Here is an 18124-nt window from a genome sequence, read left to right on the forward strand (position 1 = left end):
CCGCCCATTTGATGAACCCGTGCAACGTCTGAAAGCGTGCGTCCGCTTCGGCGCTGCTGGGTGGGGTTGCGGGCGCAAGCGGTGAGGCATCCTCAACATCAACAAGAATGCCTGGATCCAGCGCGGGCTGTTCTGGTGCCAGCGATGGCTTGGCCGGTGTGGCACCGGCATCCCAGCTGTCAATCAGATCTGCAAGATGTTCTGCCCAGACAGAATCGCCACCATCCGGATAAATGCCATCGCGCAATTCCGACGACGTGACGCCCACCAATTGGACGTGCGGCTTTTCGATCAGTTGATTGTTCTTGTTGAACAGCGGCGTCATGTTGTGTTCGGCGGCCACCTCATGCATCCGGCTCCACCATTTGGCCTTGGCCCCGCTGTCGTCCCAGCTCCATTTGCCGTTCTCAAATAAAACAAAATCCACCGCTAAACCGTACTGATGAATGGACCCCCACGGACCGACCCAAGTGACTATGTTGCCGGGCTTTGTGCGGCCCTGAGCAAATAAATTGGCCTGTCTGTGGGGTGTGCGGAACGCTTCGAACACCCGAAATGGAATATCCTCGGCGTTCAGCTTTTCCTGAATGGCCGCGACGCTGTCGCGAATGGCAGGATGAAGACGCGCAATATCTCCGTCTCGTTTCGTGAGCCCTGACATATGTGAATCCCTTAAATGGATCGATGAAATAGGTTGTTTGCGATTTCGTGTCGGTTTGAGATCAAGGAATTTTGCAGAAGTTATCGAACAGTCGGATGCGTATGTAAAAAATGAATTCCCTCATAGGTTATTACAAAATTTCAAATTAGCCAAGTTTTTAGAAAAAACGCCATTTTCCTGCCCCGTCCGCGCACGTCCGAAGGCGGTCGGAAAATGTAGCTTGACGCGCGATGTGACCGGGCACACCCTGCACCTCATGTCCCAGACGCCCACCAAATCCTCTGGCCCCGTCACCATGCGTGACGTGGCACGCGCCGCCGGTGTGTCGCGTATGACGGTGAGCCGTGCGCTGAAGAAGGACAGCCCGATTTCCAAGGACACACGCGACCGCATCCTGAAGGTTGTGCGCGAGATGAACTATGTCCCCGACCTGATGGCGGGCAGCCTGACAACCAAACGCTCGGGCTTTGTCGCGGTGCTGGTGCCGTCACTCAACAACCTGCATTTCGCCGAAACCGTGCAGGCGCTGACCGAAGAACTGGAGGGCATCGGCCAGCAAATTCTGCTGGGCCACACCGACTATTCCCCCGACCGCGAAGAACAGCTGGTCGAGGACATGCTGAAGCGCAGGCCCGAGGCGATTGTCCTGTCTTATGACGGCCATTCAGACCGCACCGTCGCTCTGCTGAGTGATGCGCATATTCCAGTGATCGAGTTGTGGGAGCGGCCCGACAATCCCATTGGCCACACCATCGGCTTTTCCAACCGGCAGGCGGCGGCGGACATGACACGCGCGCTGATCGAAAAGGGTTATCGCAACATCGCCTTTGTCGGTGAGGCGGATGATGACTGGACCCGTGGGGCGGCCCGGCGCAAAGGGTATCTGGACGCCATGGCAGAGGCGGGATTGCCCACTGATCGCGCGCTTAAGATCGGCAAACCGCCGTTGTCGATCGAGGAAGGCGCCGCCGCCGCAACCCGACTGCTTGAGGATTTTCCCGACACTGATTGCGTGTTCTGCGTGTCCGACGCGCCTGCCTTCGGAGTGCTGTCTGTGATGCTGAAGCTGGGCAAGTCCGTGCCCGGCGATATCGGCATCGCGGGCTTTGGCGACTTTGAGGTTTCGCGCTTTGCCACGCCTACGATCAGCACCGTGTCCGTGGACCCGAAAACCATCGGGCGCGAGACCGGAAAGCTGATCGGACAGCTTCTTTCAGACGACGCGCCAGCGAGTCGCACATTGGTCCCCGTGCCGGTCAATCTGACCTTTCGCGACAGCACGAAATAACGAAACCAAGGGTTTTCAGAGGGTTACGCCAAGTAATTTTCCTTGTGTTACCGGTCACACTTGCTAATGTGACCGGTAACACAGAACGGAAGTACATCTATGCCCACCATCCGGCTCGACAATCTGGTCAAACGCTACGGCAATGTTGAGGTGCTGCACGGCATCGAGCTTGAGATGGCCGAGAACGAATTTACCGTGCTCGTCGGCCCGTCGGGCTGCGGTAAATCCACGACCCTGCGCATGATCGCGGGGCTGGAGGATGTGTCGGATGGCGAGATCTATGTCGACAACAAGCCGGTCAGCCATCTGGAGCCAAAGGAGCGCGACCTGGCGATGGTGTTCCAGGACTACGCGCTTTATCCCCACATGAACGTGGCGCAGAACATCAGCTTTGCCCTGCGCCTCGCCCGCCGCCCGAAATCCGAGATCAACGCCAAGGTCAAAGAAGTGGCCGAGATGGTCGGCCTGACCGACTTTCTGGGCCGCAAGCCCGGTGCCTTGTCAGGTGGGCAACGCCAACGGGTCGCCATGGCTCGCGCACTGGCGAAGGACTCCGGCATCTTCCTCTTCGATGAACCGCTGTCGAACCTCGATGCCAAACTGCGCGGGCAGATGAGGGCGGAACTGGCGCTGATGAGCCAGCGGGTGCAGAAAAACATGATCTACGTGACGCACGACCAGATCGAGGCGATGACCCTCGCCGACCGGATCGTCGTCATGCACGGTGGCTACATCCAGCAGCAGGGCACACCCGAAGAGCTGTTCAAACGCCCAGTGAACAAGTTCGTGGCGGGCTTCATGGGCATGCCGCCAATGAACTTCCTCGACGGCGCACTGGAAGAGCGGGCGGGGGAGATGTGGGTCACCGGCGACGGCTTCGACCTGAGACTATCGGGCGAGATTGCAGCCAAGGCCAAGGCGCATTCGAGCCGAGAGGTTACCCTGGGCATCCGGCCCTCTGACCTGAACTTTGCCGAAGACGCCGACCCGGCAACAGCCCTGACGCTCGACGTGCAGGTGTCGGAATACATCGGCGCACAATCCGTCCTGCTCTGCAAATGCGGACCGGCGCAGGTGATGGTCGAGGTGAACTCGGAAACACCGGTTGCCCTCGGCCAGACCCTCACATTCGCAGTTAACCAGCGTGGCGTACACCTGTTCGACCGCACATCCGAAAACGCACTTTGAAAATCAATAAGTTCTAAGGGAGGAACACATGTTCAAAGGACTGAAAACAACGGCGGTGGGTCTGACGACCGCGGCCATCATGGCGGGGGCGGCTTATGCTAACCCCTATGAGGAATACGCGGGCACGACCCTGATCGTGAACTTCCCCGCGCACCCGCACTACAACGCCGCGATGAAGGTTTTGCCCGAGTTTACTAAGGAAACGGGCATTGAGGTTGAGGTGGACCAGCTGCCCTACCTCAAGATGCGCGAGCGTCAAACGCTGGAACTGGCGCAGGACGAAGGCGAATATGACCTCATCTCCTACGTGGTGTTTTCCAAGGCCGACTATGTCTTTGCCGATCAGCTGGAAAACCTGGCCAAGTATTTCATGAACCCCAAGCTGGCCGACCCGAACTATGACGCAGGCGACCTGATCGACGGCTATGTCGAAAACATCGGTGTTGCGGGTGGCTTCAAAGGCTACCTGCCGGGTCCGACCGGTTCGCTGTTCGGCATCCCCTTCGGATCGGAAACCTCCGTCCTCGCCTACCGCAAGGACATCTTTGAAAAGCACGGCATTCCAACGCCTGAAACCTATGACCAACTGCTCGATGCAGCCTGCAAGATCCCCGAGCTTGAGCCAGGCATGGGCGGTATGGCGTCGCGCGCGGCATCAGGCCACCAGGCGAGCCACGCGTTCCTGCTGCACCTCGCTCCGCTGGGCGGTCGCGTGTTTGACGATGCCTGGAACCCGATCATCAACAACGCCGCCGGTGTTGAAGCGGCTAATGCGCTGAAATCCATCGTCGATTGCGGCCCCGAAGGCGCAATGAGCTTTGGTCCGTCCGAAGCGGCCAATGCTTTTGCAACCGGTCAGGCGGCAATGTTTATGGACTCCATCGCCTTTATGCCCGGTTTTGAAGATCCCGAGCGTAGCCAGGTGGCAGGTAAGGTCGGCTATGCCATGCACCCCAAAGGCGTGCGTCGCGGCAGCCAAACCGGTGGCTTCGGCATCGGTATCCCCAAGAATGCTGAGAACAAAGAAGCGGCCTTCCTTCTGATGCAGTGGCTGACGTCCAAGAAAGGTGACCTGATGGTCGCCATGGAAGGCGGCAACCCCTCGCGCTTCTCCACCTATCAGGATGCCGGTCTGAACGAAAAATACCCGTTCGCCGCCACCTTTGGTGAAGCCCTGAAATATGCCGACCCCGACTGGCGTCCGATCATCCCCGTCTGGGGCAAGATCAACGCAGACATCGGCACAACCATGTCCAAAGTGCTGACCGAAGACCTTGACATCCAGGAAGCACTCGATGGCGTGGCCGAGCGGACGCGCGCCGTGATGGACGACGCCGGCTACTACACCTGGCAGTAAGCCTTTCCTCCTGCCGGGGCGTGCGGTGACACGCCCGCGCCCCGGCCCTTTGCCCCCTTCAAGACCCTGGAAAGATTGACCCATGCGTACCGCGATGGCCAACCGACTGACGCCTTACATGTTCATGGCACCCGCCGCGATCATCATGGCAATCGCGCTGATGTACCCACTGGGTTACATGGTCTGGGGTTCATTCCGCGACTGGAACCCGAGCCAAACCATTGGCGAGGCCGAGTTCGTGGGCCTCAAGAACTACATCTTCCTCTGGAACGACCCGAACTTCCACGAAAGCCTGATCGTCACGCTCAAATTCGCCTTCTTCGTGGTAACCATCGAGATGGTGATCGGCGTGGGCCTCGCCCTGCTGCTGGATCGCGAAATCCGAGGCATCTCGGTCCTCCGCACCATGTTTATCCTGCCCATGATGATCGCCCCCGTCGTGGTGGGCCTGATGTGGCGCTACATGTACCACCCGACGGTCGGTACATTTAACCGCTTCCTCGACAGCATTGGCCTGCCGCGTGTGGACTGGCTCGGGGACCACGCGCTCACCTCAGTGATCATTGCCGACATCTGGCAATGGACGCCCTTTATCTTCATCCTGTCGCTCGCGGCCCTGCAGTCGCTGCCGCGCTCGGCGCTAGAGGCCGCGCGGATCGACGGTGCCACGGCGTGGCAACAAATCATCCACATCAAGCTGCCCCTGATGATGCCCGTCCTGATCGTCACCGCGCTCTTGCGCCTGATCGACGCCTTCAAGGTGCTGGAGGTGATCCTTGTGATGACCGAAGGCGGCCCAGGCCTATCGACCGAAATCCTGGCCCTGCGGATCAGCCGCACAGCCACCGAATTCCGCGAACTGGGCGTCGCCGCCGCCATGTCCAACTACCTGTTGATCCTGCTTCTGCTGCTGACCGTGGGCATGTTCGCCTTCAACCGCTGGCAAGAAGCACGCGCCGCCCGGCTAAACGCGCTGGTCGAGGAGGAAAGCTGATGTCCACCCCCAACTCCCGCGCCAATCTGGCATTCTACGCGGTCATCGCCCTTCTGGTTTTCATGTCCGTGGGCCCGGTGCTCCTGATGTTCATCAACTCGTTCAAGCTAGACGTGGACATCATCTCGGGCACCTCTGGCCTGATCTTCATGCCGACGATCCAGAACTATGAGCAAGCCCTGTGCGATGTCCTCTGGTACGAACCCGAGCACCTCGACTTCTGCTCGCTCAAATTTGGCGGTGCTTTTATCAACTCGCTGATCATCGCGCTGATCTCGACCGCGCTCACGCTGGTGATCGGGTGTATGGCGGCCTACGCGCTCGTGCGATTCCGATTCATGGGGCGGGACACCGTATCGCTCAGCACACTCATGGTCCGCATGGTACCGCCCGCCGTGCTGCTCGTCCCTGTTTTTGGTTTGTGGAATAACGAGTTTTGTCTGGATCGCGATGGCCTGATTGGCGGCGCGATCCGTGACACGTTTGGGGGGCGGGGTGATGTCTGCCTTGCAGGCACACACTCCGGTATCATCCTGATCTATGTGGCGATGAACCTGCCCTTCGTGATCTGGATTTTGCAGAGTTTCATTGTGCAGGTGCCGCGTTCGCTGGAAGAAGCGGCGCGGGTTGATGGGGCGGGGCCGTTCCAGGTCTTCTTCAAAGTGGTGCTACCGCTCATCAAACCCGGCCTCGCTGCCGCAGCCATCTTTACCTTCCGCATCGCATGGAACGAATACCTGCTCGCGTCCGCCCTGTCGGACCGCGACACACGCACCGTGCCGATCCTGATCGTGAACAACATGTCCGAGTTCAACGTGGAGTGGGGTGTGATCATGGCCACGGGCATGCTGCTCGCCATCCCACCGATCATCTTCACGCTGCTGGCCAGCCGCCAGATCATCACCGGCATGACCGCAGGCGCGGTCAAAGGCTGATGGACTGGCTCCTCGCCCCCATTGACCCAAGCCGTGCGCACGAGGTGGGTTTCGCCATCTCGTGGCACGCAAGGTCGATGGTGCTGGCATGGGGTATCCTTGCGCCAATGGCTGTGATCATCGCGCGATTTTTCAAAGTGATGCCGGGGCAGGACTTTCCGCGTGAGATCGACAATCTGACCTGGTGGCGCAGTCATTGGATGGGGCAGTCGCTGGTTGTCGGCTTGTCACTGTTGGGCCTTGTGCTGGTGCTTCCCAGTGACTTCGCAACGATGAGCCTGCACAACTGGCTGGGGTACGCAGTCCTCGCTGGGGCAGGGGCGCAGGTGCTGCTTGGCCTGTTTCGTGGGTCCAAGGGTGGGCCGACCGACAGCCAGATGCGTGGGCACCACTACGACATGACCCCGTGGCGTCGGGTGTTCGAGGTGCTGCACAAGGGCATCGGCTATTCCGTCATCTTGCTTGCCATTGTTACGATTGTGCTGGGCTTGTGGAAAGCGAACGGCCCGGTCTGGATGTGGCTGGTTTTGACAGTATGGTGGACGGCGCTGGCGATTGCCTTTGTCACCATGCAAAAGCGTGGCATGGCCATCGACACCTATCAGGCGATCTGGGGCACGGACCCCAGCCATCCCGGCAACCAGGGCCCGCCTCCGGGCTGGGGTGTGCGCCGGTATGGCGAGACTACGGAAGGAAACGACGATGTTCGGCGTGATCGAGGGGACCGGGTTCGAAGTCATTGAACCCGAATTTGCAGAGTGCTTTGTGGGCCACGCGCGAGTCGAACGGTTGTGGACCGGCGCGCGCTGGTCCGAAGGGCCGGTGTGGTTCGCGGCGGGGCGCTACCTGCTGTGGTCCGACATCCCGAACAACCGCATCCTGCGCTATGACGATAACGACGGATCGGTGTCGACCTTCCGTCAGCCCTCGAACAACTCCAATGGCCATACGGTCGACCGGCAGGGACGGCTGGTGTCCTGCGAGCACCTCGCGCGCCGGGTGACACGCACCGAACATGATGGCTCCATCACTGTCATCGCCGACAGCTATCAGGGCAAACGCCTGAATTCGCCGAATGACGTGGTGGTGAAATCCGACGGCTCGGTGTGGTTCACTGACCCAAGCTACGGCATCCTCATGGACTACGAGGGAGACCGTGCCGACAGCGAAATCGGCGCCTGCCACGTCTACCGCGTGGATCCCTCTGGCGAGATCACCATCGTCGCGGATGACTACTACAAACCGAACGGCCTCGCCTTCTCACCTGATGAAACGATGCTCTACATCGCAGACACCGGGATCACCCATGATACAGACGGACCGAAACACATCCGCCGCCACATGGTCGGCGCTGACGGCATGCTCAGCGGAGGAGAGGTCTTCGCCACCTGTACCGAGGGGCTGTTCGACGGCTTCCGCTTCGACACCCATGGCCGGATCTGGAGTTCAGCCGCTGATGGCGTCCACTGCCTGAACAGCGATGGAGTGCTGATCGGCAAGGTCCACATCCCCGAACTGGTCGGGAATGTCTGCTTTGGCGGAGAGAAGCTGAACCGGCTCTTCATCGCCGGCACAACCTCGCTTTACTCCGTGTTCCTAAACGTGAACGGCGTCTCACCCTTGTAAGTGCTGATCCAGCCACGGCCCGTGATGATCGCCTTCCTTGTCCGTGCGCTCAAAACTGTGCGCGCCGAAGTAATCGCGCTGCGCCTGTAGCATATTGGCTGTCGTCCGCGCGCTGGTAAGTGTGTCGAAGTAGTTTAGCGCCGATGCCAATGCGGGCACAGGCTGCCCCGCGCCCATGGCCACGACGGCGACCTTACGTAGCCCGGCCATGTTCTTGCGCAGAATATCCGCAAAGTAAGGCGCCAGCGCCAGGTTACGGGCGGGCGCATCGGTCAGCGCCGACGCCATGTCGTTCAGCATAGCGGACCGGATGATGCACCCTTCCCGCCAGACCTCGGCGATCTCTGCCATGGGTAGGTCCCAATCGTATTCCGCGCTCGCCTTGGTCAGAAGTTCAAATCCCTGCGCATAGCACAGCACCTTGCCCGCAATCAGCGCCTGTTCCAGATCGTCAAAGGTGAGCGTGCCTTTCGCCATCGCCCCGCCGGTCGGTCCAAACGCCTCCGCCCCGGCCAGTCGCAAGTCACGCTGCGCCGACAGGTTACGGGCAACAACGGCCGCTTCGATGACTGGTACAGGCGCGCCCAACATCTGGCTCTCGATCACTGTCCAGCGACCCGTACCTTTCTGCCCCGCCCGGTCGAGGATCATGTCCAGCATCGGATTGCCCGTCTCAGGATCGGTCGCGGCAGACACCTTGCCCGAAATCTCGATCAGGTAGCTTTGCAACAGCCCGTCATTCCAGCGGTCGAACACGGCCCCACAAGCCGAGGCATCCATGCCCATCCCATCCCGCATCACGCCATAGGCTTCGGCAATCAGCTGCATGTCGGCATATTCGATCCCGTTGTGCACGGTTTTAACGAAATGCCCGGCCCCGCCCGCGCCCATATAAGTAGCGCAGGGCTGGCCCTGGTACTTGGCCGAAATGGCCTTGAGGATATGCGCCACGCGGACCCATGCCTCCGGCGTGCCGCCGCCCATAATAGATGGGCCAAAACGGGCCCCTTCCGCCCCACCGGAAACGCCGATCCCCAGGAAAGGGACACCCGCCTCTTCCGACGTCGTCGCACGACGTTCACTGTCTTGAAAATTCGCGTTGCCCGCATCAATGATCATGTCATCGGAATCGAGCAGCGGGCGCAATTGTTCGATCTGCGCATCAACGGCATCACCGGCAGGTACCATCAGGATGATGTTGCGAGGGCACGCCAGTCCCTTCACGAAATCCTCCAGCTCCGCATGGCCGGTGATCCGCTCTGCTAGATCGCCCGCCTTGTCCAGAAACTCCGGGATCCGCGCGGCCGTACGGTTGTGTACGGCCACCGAAAACCCGTTGTCCGCAATATTGAGTGCGAGCATTGCGCCCATGGTTCCCAACCCGATCAAACCGATTTCTGCTGCAGACATATGCTTTCCTCTTTCCGGAGCCGCTGTTATGTTACCGATAACAAAGGCCGCGAAAGGATGGAAGCCATGCATGTCGAAAACTCACTTGTGCTGACACACGGGGCGGTCATGGCCATGTTGCAGGCCGCCATCGCACGGGCCGATGAGATCGGCCAACCGCAATGCATCGTGATTGTCGACGCAAGCGGCGTCACGTTGGGTCAGATCCGCATGTCGGGCGCAAAATACCTCGGCCTCAAAAGCGCCGAAGCCAAGGCGCGCACCGCAGCCTCAATCCGCGTGCCAAGCGACGCGATCCCGGAAGCAGTCGGACCCGCGATCGCAGCCGCCACGGGTAATGCCGTCACACGGCTTGGTGGTGGTTTACCGATTATCGTCGACGACATCTGCGTCGGAGGGATTGGTGTTGGATCAGGAACGGCGGAGCAAGACAAAGATGTCGCCAACGCCGCACTTAACGAAATCGGTGGACGGATCTATATAACATAATCATGATTATCTTATTTTGGCGCGCTTTATACAACACCGGCAACCTCCCAACATCGGGCTGTTGGCGCAACATTTCCATCAGACATCGAAAACGCTCTGGAAATTCTGATTGACCGGCAGATACAAAGCCCACTGCTTCGCTTTTGCCTTGTAATACTGACTTACTGCCAAGTTAGTCTGACGCTCTAAAGCCAGAAGACCGAGCGCCTCAACCTCCGATAGTGAAGCTCTTGACTGCAAATTCGTCAAAACTTCGTTTGACACAATTGCATTACGTTACGACAGTTCAATCTCACACTAAAAACGATTGGGGTCATCAGCCAATTCGGCTGTCCGGTCCCACACAAGCGAGGGTTGACCATGTTCTTCAAAAATGCCTTTCAAAACTCACAACAGCAGCCGCTACTTTTGCTGCGCTTGCCGCGATCAGCGCCCCGCAAAAAGCGGCTGCTTTTGACCCGTTTATCGGTCAGATCATGTATTTTGGTGGCAATTTCTGCCCGCGCGGATTTGCCTATGCTGATGGGCAGCTGCTTTCGATTGCACAAAACCAAGCGCTTTTCTCAATCCTTGGCACGACTTATGGAGGGGACGGGCGTACGACCTTTGCTCTGCCCGACTTTCGAGGCCGTGCTGCACTAAACCGCGGCACGGGTCCTGGGCTCCAAACCAAGCAACTCGGCCAGCTGGGCGGCGCGCAAACGAAAACCCTGACCATCGACGAAATGCCCAGCCACAACCACTTGGTGAATGGCGGCAATAATCAGGTTGGCTTTGGCAATCGAACCGCTCCGGGTACCGACTTTTTGGGCGTCCCAAGCTACAATGCGCCGGACAATCCGGCCGAAGACCTCGCCATTTACGTCGATGAAGCCAACGTTAAATTCGACCCGCGTATGGTCGATCCCGCTGGTGGAAATCAGCCTTTTTCGATCGAAAACCCATACTTGGCAGTGTCGGTCTGCATAGCGCTCAATGGTATCTTCCCTAGCCGAATCTGACAGCGGGAGATCAATAACCACATATCGTCAAGGACCGCCTCAGCAATGAGGCGGTCTACTTGAATTGAGCCGCCTTGCAAATGACAGCTTGGCGAAACAAAGTCCGCCCCCACTCAATATGTCCTCACCCTGGCCGCTGGGCTTGAGCAGGCGTGCACACTTCTGCTGTCGTTGCGCCGTGTTCAAAACAATCGGCTTCAAGCCGATTGCACATACCCACCATTATAGGCGTCGCTTTTTCTTCTTACTTGCGAGTGCTCGACAATTCTTTGACGTGCCAGACCGCGAAAGTCCTCAATCGACTTGTATCCCTTGCGCTCCAGGTAATCGCTCAGGTCAGTGTTCAATTCTTGGATGAGTTTCACTCCAATTCCGCCACTGCCCTTTTCCTCCATAGCAGCCGTGCACACCTGCAGGTTGCCTGCCCCGTGCACGATGAAGTTAAAGGCTTCCCGAAAGCCACGGATGCCACCTATTCCCGAGATTTCCTTGTCGGGGAAAGCGCGCGAGATGTCCGAGACGCGTTGCAGCGCCTGATGGAGAATAGCCAGCCCTCCCAATCCCCCCGAGGTGACAAGCCCGTCAACCTCAACTTCGAACTTCATCGTCTCCGGATCCATCAGGGGCAGCGACGGGAAGGTGTTACAGAGTGAGATAGACGACGCACCTGCCGCATATGCGGCCGCGGCTCCATCCACCAGGGCCGAGTTCGACGGCGTGAGCTTGACCCAGATCGGCACGCTCACCGCGCTCCGCACTGCGGTTACGATTGATGTGATTATCTGTTCATCATTTGCGATATGCGCGCCCATGTCCTTGCGGTCCATATGAGGGCAAGACAAGTTCAACTCCAAGGCATCGCATCCTGCATCAACACAGGCCGTCGACAGCTTTTTCCAGTTCTCCATCTCGCGTGCACCGCCGGCGCCCGCCATGATCGACGCGATCAGCATGCGATCTGGGTAGCTTGATTTAATCTCTTCTAAGTCCGGAAGCCACAAGTCGATCGGCTGATCAGAGATGAGCTCCCAGTTCCATGAGGAGTGAGAAACGGTGTCAGGTCTCTTGTTCCGCGACACATACGGTTTTGCCTCGCTGACACGCTGAAATATCGTTTTTGGACCTGCTACGTTTTCGACGGGATGCAATCCGATTGTCTTGGTAACGACGCCACCCCACCCCGCTTCGAACGCCTTCATTATCTTCCGTTTACTCTCGGTCGGGGGCGCAGACGCGAGGATGAACGGATTTACAAACTTAAGGCCTGTGAAGTGCGTCGTGAGGTCAGCTGGCATCTCTGGTGTCATCCTAACGATAAGGGCTTTATTTTACCAAATAGTCAAAAAAGTGTTTTCGAGCAATGAAAGACCGCCTACTGCTGGCTTGGCGTCACTTTTTACAAGGCCTTGAGTGGCAAGTAGCCCAAAATTTCGGCGTTTACTCAGTGTGTGCAAAGAAGGGGTACTGTAGGCTCGTGTAACCGCGGGTGTGTTGCAGTTCGTGGGCTCGATAGTCCTTGTGACCGATTTGCTAAAACCGAAGTCCGGCCACCCATTTGCTCGCATCACAATGACCTTTATGCTCCGAATGCAACGCACCTGAGGCTATCGGCGTTGTGACCCTCGCAAGAACGGTTTGTCGATAAGTGCTAGGCTGTAGAAGCGCCAAACCGGCGCCTATCGCAAAATCGCACCGTCGACCAAGATCCCTATCCGTTCCAATCGGTCATACTCAAAGCTCACGAAACTAACACTGTGCACGATCCTCGGCGCGCCTTGGGATCATGCGGAAAAAGCAGAGTACAGCATCGATACCGGCATCGGGACCCTAGTGGACGGGCAAGCAAGCTACTATCTAAGCGGGAAACACTTCTCTGCGCTTTCTAGATATTGCTTAGGCGGTCGCAGAGCTCTCCAGCTCAAAAAAGAGGGACTCCCAGTGCACCCGCGTCTCATGGTTCTACCAAGTTTGATCTTAACACTGACATCTTGTGCCGAAATCACAGATCTACATTGCGCCAACATCAACTGGTACAACTTCGGGTATCAGACTGGATTGGATGGACGGTCATCCTCCGTTGTCACGGGTGAAGCAAGCATCTGCCAAGCGAGCGCAACAGCACCCCGCGAAGATCTCGCGCTGGAAGGTTATCGCGCTGGTTTAGAGAACTATTGCACGCCAACCAACGCCTTCAGGATAGGCCAGCGCGGAGGCGAGCTGTCGTCGTTCTGCGCGCCCGAGGAACTCTCGCTTATGCAGCAACCTCATCAACGCGGCCTCCAAGATCGTCGCTTGTCGACGCAAATCAGAGATCTTGAGACCGAGCGCGATCGTCTTCTGGATTTGCGCGACCGCGCAGATACAGATGAAGATCGACGCGCCGAAATCAGAGGTGACATTCGAGAGCTTGACCGTCGTATCGACCGACTTGGAGATCGGAGGCTGCTTCTCACGCTGGTTGACTAGCAGTTCCCAGCAAACGTTGGTCTTCAGAACATGTTTTATGAATTCTAGACTAATGTAGTTTTTGAACGTTCCCGCCACGATGTGATCTCTGTTCCGTTTGCGCATACTCGGAAAATCACCGACCGTGCAAAGCGGAACTTCTCAAGTGTAACGAGCCGGATTGGTCTGCCCAGGGCCTGACGATTTATCACACCTGTATGCCTGCACTCAGGCTTGCTGCGGGCGTCGCGAATTCCATCTTTTTCCGCGCATCGCATCTGTGTGATCCGGACAAGCTAAAGGTTTCAGTAACTCAAGGGAATGCTTCGGCACCTCCTCACCAGTTGGCTGTGTAGGGGCACCTTTTACTTGACCTTTGTGCATCGCTCGCCACGCTTTGGCCGCAACCCAGAAATCATTGCCACATCGGTATGCTCCAGCCACTTGCGAATAAAAATTACGCTGCTCTGTTTGCCGCCCAGGTCATCGCACTGTTGGGTACGGGGTTAACGACAGTTGCGCTTGCGCTGCTTGCCTTTGAATTGGCCGGCGATGATGCAGGTCAGGTTTTGGGCGCTGCCCTCGCCATCAAAATGGTTGCGTATGTGACGCTCGCGCCTGTGGCTGGTGCGTTCGCCCCACTGGTGCCACGCAAGAGGTACTTGGCTACGCTAGACGTGCTGCGCGCCGTTCTGGTTCTGTGCCTGCCGTTCGTCACACAGGTCTGGCACATTTACGTACTGATCTTGTTGCTCCAGGCATGCTCCGCCGGATTTACACCTGTGTTTCAGGCGACAATTCCCGACCTTTTCGAAGATGAAGAGACGTATACCAAAGCGCTATCTTTGTCGCGGCTGGCATATGACATCGAGAGCCTTGTCAGTCCTGCTTTGGCGGGAGCTGCCCTTTTGATGTTCAGTTTCTACACTCTATTCGGAGCCAACGCAGTGGCGTTTCTGGTCTCCGCTGGACTTGTGATCTCGGTTTCATTGCGCGACCGCCCGCAAGGTGCAACCGCCTCAGGTTTCGTAGAGCGGATCGCCTTTGGCATTCGGGCATACCTAGCGACACCACGCCTGCGTGGCTTGCTGGCGATGTCCATGGCCGTGTCTGCGGCGGGGGCGATGGTGATCGTAAACACCGTTGTTCTTGTCCAAACGGAATTGCAGCTGACGGAGGTATGGACCGCTGCTCTCTTAATGGCGTTTGGCTTTGGCTCCATGGCGGCTGCATTCTCGATGCCGCGCATTCTTTCAAGCATTGATGATCGTAAAGTCTCGCTGGTAGCAGGGGGTGCGATGACTTTTGCTTTGGCTCTTGGCACAGCGATAGGTAGCTTTGCGATGGCAGCTGTTCTGTGGTGTGTCGTCGGCGCTGCCTACTCAGCAGTGCTAGTGTGTGCGGGTCGATTGGTGCAACGGTCATCAACCAAGCCTGATCGATCAGCGTATTTCACCGCGCAGTTTGCGTTATCCCATGGCTGTTTTCTGGTGACGTATCCATTGGCGGGCTGGCTTAGTGCCACCTTTGGGCTTCCGGTCGCTTTCGTTGTCTTGTCGGGTTTGGCCGGGCTTTCGTTTTGCGTCGCGATGCTTGTCTGGCCTGCACAGGACGATCGCGTCATTCTCCATGACCATCCATCACTAAACCACGCGCATCTGCACGTGCATGACGAACACCACCAACACGCGCATGAGGGGTGGGAAGGACCGGAGCCGCACAGTCATCCGCATGATCACGTTGCGTTGCGTCACAGCCATGACTTTACAATCGACTTGCACCATACCGAATGGCCGCTCCGACCCGCAACACGCTAGGATAGGGCCTGGCCGGACAGGGCGCAGTGCTTGAGAGATATCATCTCGATGCAGCGTATCATGAACGGTCGGTGGCCCAGTGAGGGCCTCTCAAACCAGAAGAGCCTATTTTCGACATCAGCCGTGCCGTGGGCAGGGTGTCTTTGATCACGGACAATGCGGAGAAGCTACGCGACCGCCTCGTCGAACACACCGGGGAACGGACCACCGCACTCGACACCTGGCTCGAAAGCCAGCGCGCGGACGGGGATCAGTTCAAGCTCAAACTGGATGCGAGCCGCACCGAACGTCCAGCCAGTTTTGACGATCTGATGAACCGAGATCGCGCCAGTGCTGGAAGCCCTCACAGGAACGCTGAGCGCGCAGCCGAGCGCGATATGGCCAACGGCCCAGCCCACGCCAAAGCCTCGGACAAGGACGCTCAGAGAGAGGCAGACAAAGACGCAAAAGACAGTGTTCTCGAAAACACGAAAGACGCGAAAGATCGTCAACTGTCCTTCTTTGAAGATCCCGACAAGCGCGCAGAGCTGCGCAACGATATTAAGGAAATCGAAAACTATGCGGAGCGTGTCCGCGAACGCAACAAGGAGATTGAACGGTGAGCGATAGCACTCAGAACGTCCGTGTGGTTCTGGGCCCGGTAGCGAGGTCCCTTATACCGGGTGTGACGGAGAACCGACAGGATGCGCTTGACGCAGCCATCACCGGATTGATGAACGCGCCCGCCGATCGTGCGGACTCGGCGCTGAGCGATAACCCTGACTCAGACACCCCATCCGGAGCTGATGCGGAGATCGGAGTCCTGATAGATGAGGTTGGCGCTCTGCGCCGAGCGCTGATCGAAATGAAAGAGATCGCGCTGGCAGAGATGCGGATGACGCGGCTCCTGGTCGGAACGCTGGTCGATCAAGGCAACGAGGACCATGCCGCCCTGCTTCGTTTTGCAAACAGCATGATCCAGAAGATGTACGCGAACTCCGCACTCCTGACGCTTGAGGATCAGCAGGACCTGGAGCGGAAGGAAGATCTGTTCGTACGCCTCAATCGGATGGAACTGGAGAGAGGTATCGAGCCCCAGAAGGTAGACGAAAAAACAGAGGAGATCCTCCGTTGAAACCCGCAACTTCCCGTGCCACCGTCGCCCTGAGATGTGCCATTGTCGTGGCATGCCGTACCATTCTCGTGCCATGCCGTGGCACAGACCCGTGCCACGCCTCGCAACCGGTTGAAAAACAACAAAAACAGGTTGCGGCCAGTCGCCTCGCTGCCAATCACCGTTTTTCTTATAAAAACAAGGGGTTTGGCGCGTTTTGCAGCTTGCTGCGTGGGGTGTGACCCCTTTCTGCGGTCCGAAGGACCAAAACGGCGTGCGCGGGAAACTCGTAAGTCCCTGACGTGACTTGTGTCCCGCGCATGGAACGCGTCGCTGCCGCGTCGCTGTTGTCTGTCATTTTCTGCTTCCCAGCTTTTCCTGGCTGCTTCCCAGGGAACTGCGTGGATTTTTTCCTGAAGCGGCAAAGGACACCAGACATGGGAAAAGCTCATCCAAAAACCGACAAAATCAATCCACACCCGCTGCACCGAGAAACCGTGTCCTGGGACGCGGAAGTTCCGGGCCTTGGTTTGCGGCAGCGTGGGGCGACTGCGACATGGATCGTGCAACGTCGCGAAGGAGGCCGAACGCGCAAACAGACGCTTGGTCGTACAGACGACATGTCGCTGTCGCACGCCCGCGTGGTGGCGCGGGACTTGCTTGGTCTCGAAGACGTAAGCGCGTCTGCAGACATTTCGCCGACGGTGGCAGAGTTCAGTCAACGATACCTGGCTGACTGCGCGCAGAATTGGAAACCGGCTACGCGCCGCGCGCATGCATTGGATGTCAGGAACCGCATCCTGCCATCCCTCGGCGACAAGCGATTGGATCAACTGTCTCGTTCAGATTTGGAGAACTGGAAAGAAAGACTGACCTGCAGTGCCGCCAGTGGCAATCGCGCTCTGGCCGTCTTGTCGGGTATGATGCGCTACGCGGAACTGTTAGGTGTGCAACCCCGGACAGCAATCCGTGCAAGGGTTTGCATCGGCGCAAATCCGAGTTCACGGCCACCTATTTGTCTGACGCGCAATGGAAGCGACTGGGACAAGCCTTGTCCGGCTTTGAAGCGGCGCACCCAAGAGAAGTGGGCGTGCTGCGGTTTCTGGCCTACACCGGATGCCGGAAGGGCGAGGCTTTGTCTTTGCAGTGGGATAAGATCGACGTTATGCGTTGCGTGCCCAGCGACTCCAAGACCGGTCCGCTCTCGATTTGGCTCGGACAATCCGCGCGGCGACTTCTCAGTTCCTTTCCCCGCATCAACCGGTTTATCTTTGGAGAGGGCACGAACTCCGCATGCTCGACGTTAAACAGATATCACCGCAGCGATGCCGAGGCCCCTACCCCACAGTGCGCAAAATCACTATCGTTAGCGGAGTTGAGCGATCAGTTTTGCTCCGCATTGCCGCCCGTCGAACTGGCCATTTGCGATGACCGTAAAAACGCGAGGTTACAAGCAGTGAACTGCTAGGAAAAGCATAGGACCCTCCCAAGTCATCTGCGCGCATCAATTCCGTTTCGCCATCCCGTTAGCGATCATGTTTCGAGGAAAACGGACTGAAAAGCTGCGCGTTCATGGGCGGTGATGACGATTTTAGTTGGATCATAGCCTGTATCGGCATCATCGCGCACATCGGGTTCAAAAAGCTAAAGCATCTGCGTGGGAGGGCTTCAAAGACACTGAACTCTCATCCGAACCCGATGCAAAAAAAGCAGTAGACTTATCTTACTATTATTGTCAGATTAAGCTCATTGCAAGGTGGTCTGAGACACCCAGCCTTTACTTCGCGCGTCGCGCGATCAGATAGAAAGGGCTGAATGTG

General features: G+C 57.8%; 17 protein-coding genes. 14 read left to right on the top strand and 3 right to left on the bottom strand.

Translation table 11 applies throughout. The annotated features are described in order from the left end of the window. Positions 1 to 661, bottom strand: a 661-nt coding sequence (locus tag FD715_RS23000; RefSeq protein WP_147112270.1) for a M15 family metallopeptidase, incomplete at its 3' end; no start/stop codon positions are given. A gap of 256 nt (positions 662 to 917) precedes the next feature. On the opposite strand from FD715_RS23000, the gene FD715_RS16510 reads away from it, so the two are divergent. The 7 genes from FD715_RS16510 to FD715_RS16540 all read left to right on the top strand — a co-directional run bounded on the left by FD715_RS16510 (position 918) and on the right by FD715_RS16540 (position 8049). Beyond that, the gene (locus FD715_RS16510; protein ID WP_223274935.1) at positions 918 to 1949 is read left to right on the top strand and encodes a LacI family DNA-binding transcriptional regulator; all 1032 of its coding nucleotides are present in this window, start codon (positions 918 to 920) and stop codon (positions 1947 to 1949) included. A gap of 99 nt (positions 1950 to 2048) precedes the next feature. Continuing rightward, positions 2049 to 3137 (top strand): ABC transporter ATP-binding protein, encoded by a 1089-nt coding sequence (locus FD715_RS16515; protein ID WP_147112271.1) that lies wholly within the window; start codon positions 2049 to 2051, stop codon positions 3135 to 3137. 28 nt (positions 3138 to 3165) lie between these two features. Then, a complete protein-coding gene (locus FD715_RS16520; RefSeq protein WP_147112274.1) occupies positions 3166 to 4494 on the top strand; it encodes an extracellular solute-binding protein in 1329 nt (442 codons plus the stop codon). 82 nt (positions 4495 to 4576) lie between these two features. Beyond that, on the top strand, positions 4577 to 5488 hold the full coding sequence (locus FD715_RS16525; RefSeq protein ID WP_147112278.1) for a carbohydrate ABC transporter permease: 912 nt from the start codon (positions 4577 to 4579) through the stop codon (positions 5486 to 5488). Continuing rightward, positions 5488 to 6423 carry a carbohydrate ABC transporter permease gene (locus tag FD715_RS16530; RefSeq protein WP_147112281.1) on the top strand — a complete coding sequence of 312 codons (936 nt, stop codon included), beginning with the start codon at positions 5488 to 5490 and terminating at the stop codon, positions 6421 to 6423. Before FD715_RS16525 ends, FD715_RS16530 begins: the two co-directional genes overlap by 1 nt. After that, positions 6423 to 7166, top strand: a complete 744-nt coding sequence (locus tag FD715_RS16535; protein ID WP_147112284.1) for a cytochrome b561 domain-containing protein — start codon at positions 6423 to 6425, stop codon at positions 7164 to 7166. The genes FD715_RS16530 and FD715_RS16535 overlap by 1 nt, the downstream gene beginning before the upstream one ends. Next, positions 7126 to 8049 carry an SMP-30/gluconolactonase/LRE family protein gene (locus FD715_RS16540; RefSeq protein ID WP_147112287.1) on the top strand — a complete coding sequence of 308 codons (924 nt, stop codon included), beginning with the start codon at positions 7126 to 7128 and terminating at the stop codon, positions 8047 to 8049. The genes FD715_RS16535 and FD715_RS16540 overlap by 41 nt, the downstream gene beginning before the upstream one ends. On the opposite strand, the gene gndA is transcribed toward FD715_RS16540, so the two are convergent. Next, positions 8038 to 9459: an NADP-dependent phosphogluconate dehydrogenase gene (gndA, locus tag FD715_RS16545; RefSeq protein ID WP_147112289.1), complete on the bottom strand. Its 1422-nt coding sequence runs from the start codon at positions 9457 to 9459 to the stop codon at positions 8038 to 8040. The two genes, FD715_RS16540 and gndA, sit on opposite strands and share 12 nt — an antisense overlap. A 66-nt stretch (positions 9460 to 9525) precedes the next feature. Here gndA and FD715_RS16550 point away from each other — a divergent pair, with 66 nt between their 5' ends. Together FD715_RS16550 and FD715_RS16555 are read left to right on the top strand one after the other, a co-directional pair. Continuing rightward, positions 9526 to 9948: a heme-binding protein gene (locus tag FD715_RS16550; protein WP_147112292.1), complete on the top strand. Its 423-nt coding sequence runs from the start codon at positions 9526 to 9528 to the stop codon at positions 9946 to 9948. A gap of 221 nt (positions 9949 to 10169) precedes the next feature. Beyond that, entirely contained in the window at positions 10170 to 10949 is a 780-nt protein-coding gene (locus tag FD715_RS16555; protein ID WP_223274936.1) for a phage tail protein, read from the top strand. A 197-nt stretch (positions 10950 to 11146) separates the two neighbouring features. Here the strand turns inward: FD715_RS16555 and FD715_RS16560 are convergent, their stop codons facing one another. Next, positions 11147 to 12256: a tRNA-dihydrouridine synthase gene (locus FD715_RS16560; protein WP_147112295.1), complete on the bottom strand. Its 1110-nt coding sequence runs from the start codon at positions 12254 to 12256 to the stop codon at positions 11147 to 11149. A 646-nt stretch (positions 12257 to 12902) separates the two neighbouring features. On the opposite strand from FD715_RS16560, the gene FD715_RS23075 reads away from it, so the two are divergent. From FD715_RS23075 to FD715_RS23080, 5 genes are all read left to right on the top strand, one after another. Beyond that, positions 12903 to 13415, top strand: a complete 513-nt coding sequence (locus FD715_RS23075; protein WP_147112298.1) for a DUF2799 domain-containing protein — start codon at positions 12903 to 12905, stop codon at positions 13413 to 13415. A 410-nt stretch (positions 13416 to 13825) separates the two neighbouring features. Further along, positions 13826 to 15211, top strand: coding sequence for an MFS transporter (locus tag FD715_RS16570; protein ID WP_147112301.1), 1386 nt, complete (start codon positions 13826 to 13828; stop codon positions 15209 to 15211). A gap of 143 nt (positions 15212 to 15354) precedes the next feature. Continuing rightward, complete coding sequence (locus FD715_RS16575) at positions 15355 to 15813, top strand: hypothetical protein (RefSeq protein WP_223274937.1); 459 nt, start codon at positions 15355 to 15357, stop codon at positions 15811 to 15813. 110 nt (positions 15814 to 15923) lie between these two features. Continuing rightward, positions 15924 to 16325 carry a hypothetical protein gene (locus FD715_RS16580; protein ID WP_147112307.1) on the top strand — a complete coding sequence of 134 codons (402 nt, stop codon included), beginning with the start codon at positions 15924 to 15926 and terminating at the stop codon, positions 16323 to 16325. 599 nt (positions 16326 to 16924) lie between these two features. Continuing rightward, positions 16925 to 17611 (top strand): N-terminal phage integrase SAM-like domain-containing protein, encoded by a 687-nt coding sequence (locus tag FD715_RS23080; protein WP_223274950.1) that lies wholly within the window; start codon positions 16925 to 16927, stop codon positions 17609 to 17611. Positions 17612 to 18124: the final 513 nt, after the last annotated feature.

It is taken from the genome of Tateyamaria sp. syn59, from assembly GCF_007995245.1.
Lineage (GTDB): Bacteria > Pseudomonadota > Alphaproteobacteria > Rhodobacterales > Rhodobacteraceae > Tateyamaria.

What these genes read in the sequence shown, in the direction of transcription:
- FD715_RS16525 (WP_147112278.1), top strand. Translation starts at nt 4,577, where the DNA reads ATGCGTACCGCGATGGCCAACCGACTGACGCCTTACATGTTCATGGCA.
- FD715_RS16515 (WP_147112271.1), top strand. Translation starts at nt 2,049, where the DNA reads ATGCCCACCATCCGGCTCGACAATCTGGTCAAACGCTACGGCAATGTT.
- FD715_RS16520 (WP_147112274.1), top strand. Translation starts at nt 3,166, where the DNA reads ATGTTCAAAGGACTGAAAACAACGGCGGTGGGTCTGACGACCGCGGCC.
- FD715_RS16510 (WP_223274935.1), top strand. Translation starts at nt 918, where the DNA reads ATGTCCCAGACGCCCACCAAATCCTCTGGCCCCGTCACCATGCGTGAC.
- FD715_RS16530 (WP_147112281.1), top strand. Translation starts at nt 5,488, where the DNA reads ATGTCCACCCCCAACTCCCGCGCCAATCTGGCATTCTACGCGGTCATC.
- gndA (WP_147112289.1), bottom strand. Translation starts at nt 9,459, where the DNA reads ATGTCTGCAGCAGAAATCGGTTTGATCGGGTTGGGAACCATGGGCGCA.
- FD715_RS16540 (WP_147112287.1), top strand. Translation starts at nt 7,126, where the DNA reads ATGTTCGGCGTGATCGAGGGGACCGGGTTCGAAGTCATTGAACCCGAA.
- FD715_RS16535 (WP_147112284.1), top strand. Translation starts at nt 6,423, where the DNA reads ATGGACTGGCTCCTCGCCCCCATTGACCCAAGCCGTGCGCACGAGGTG.
- FD715_RS16570 (WP_147112301.1), top strand. Translation starts at nt 13,826, where the DNA reads ATGCTCCAGCCACTTGCGAATAAAAATTACGCTGCTCTGTTTGCCGCC.
- FD715_RS23075 (WP_147112298.1), top strand. Translation starts at nt 12,903, where the DNA reads ATGGTTCTACCAAGTTTGATCTTAACACTGACATCTTGTGCCGAAATC.
- FD715_RS16550 (WP_147112292.1), top strand. Translation starts at nt 9,526, where the DNA reads ATGCATGTCGAAAACTCACTTGTGCTGACACACGGGGCGGTCATGGCC.
- FD715_RS23080 (WP_223274950.1), top strand. Translation starts at nt 16,925, where the DNA reads ATGTCGCTGTCGCACGCCCGCGTGGTGGCGCGGGACTTGCTTGGTCTC.
- FD715_RS16560 (WP_147112295.1), bottom strand. Translation starts at nt 12,256, where the DNA reads ATGACACCAGAGATGCCAGCTGACCTCACGACGCACTTCACAGGCCTT.
- FD715_RS16580 (WP_147112307.1), top strand. Translation starts at nt 15,924, where the DNA reads ATGAACGCGCCCGCCGATCGTGCGGACTCGGCGCTGAGCGATAACCCT.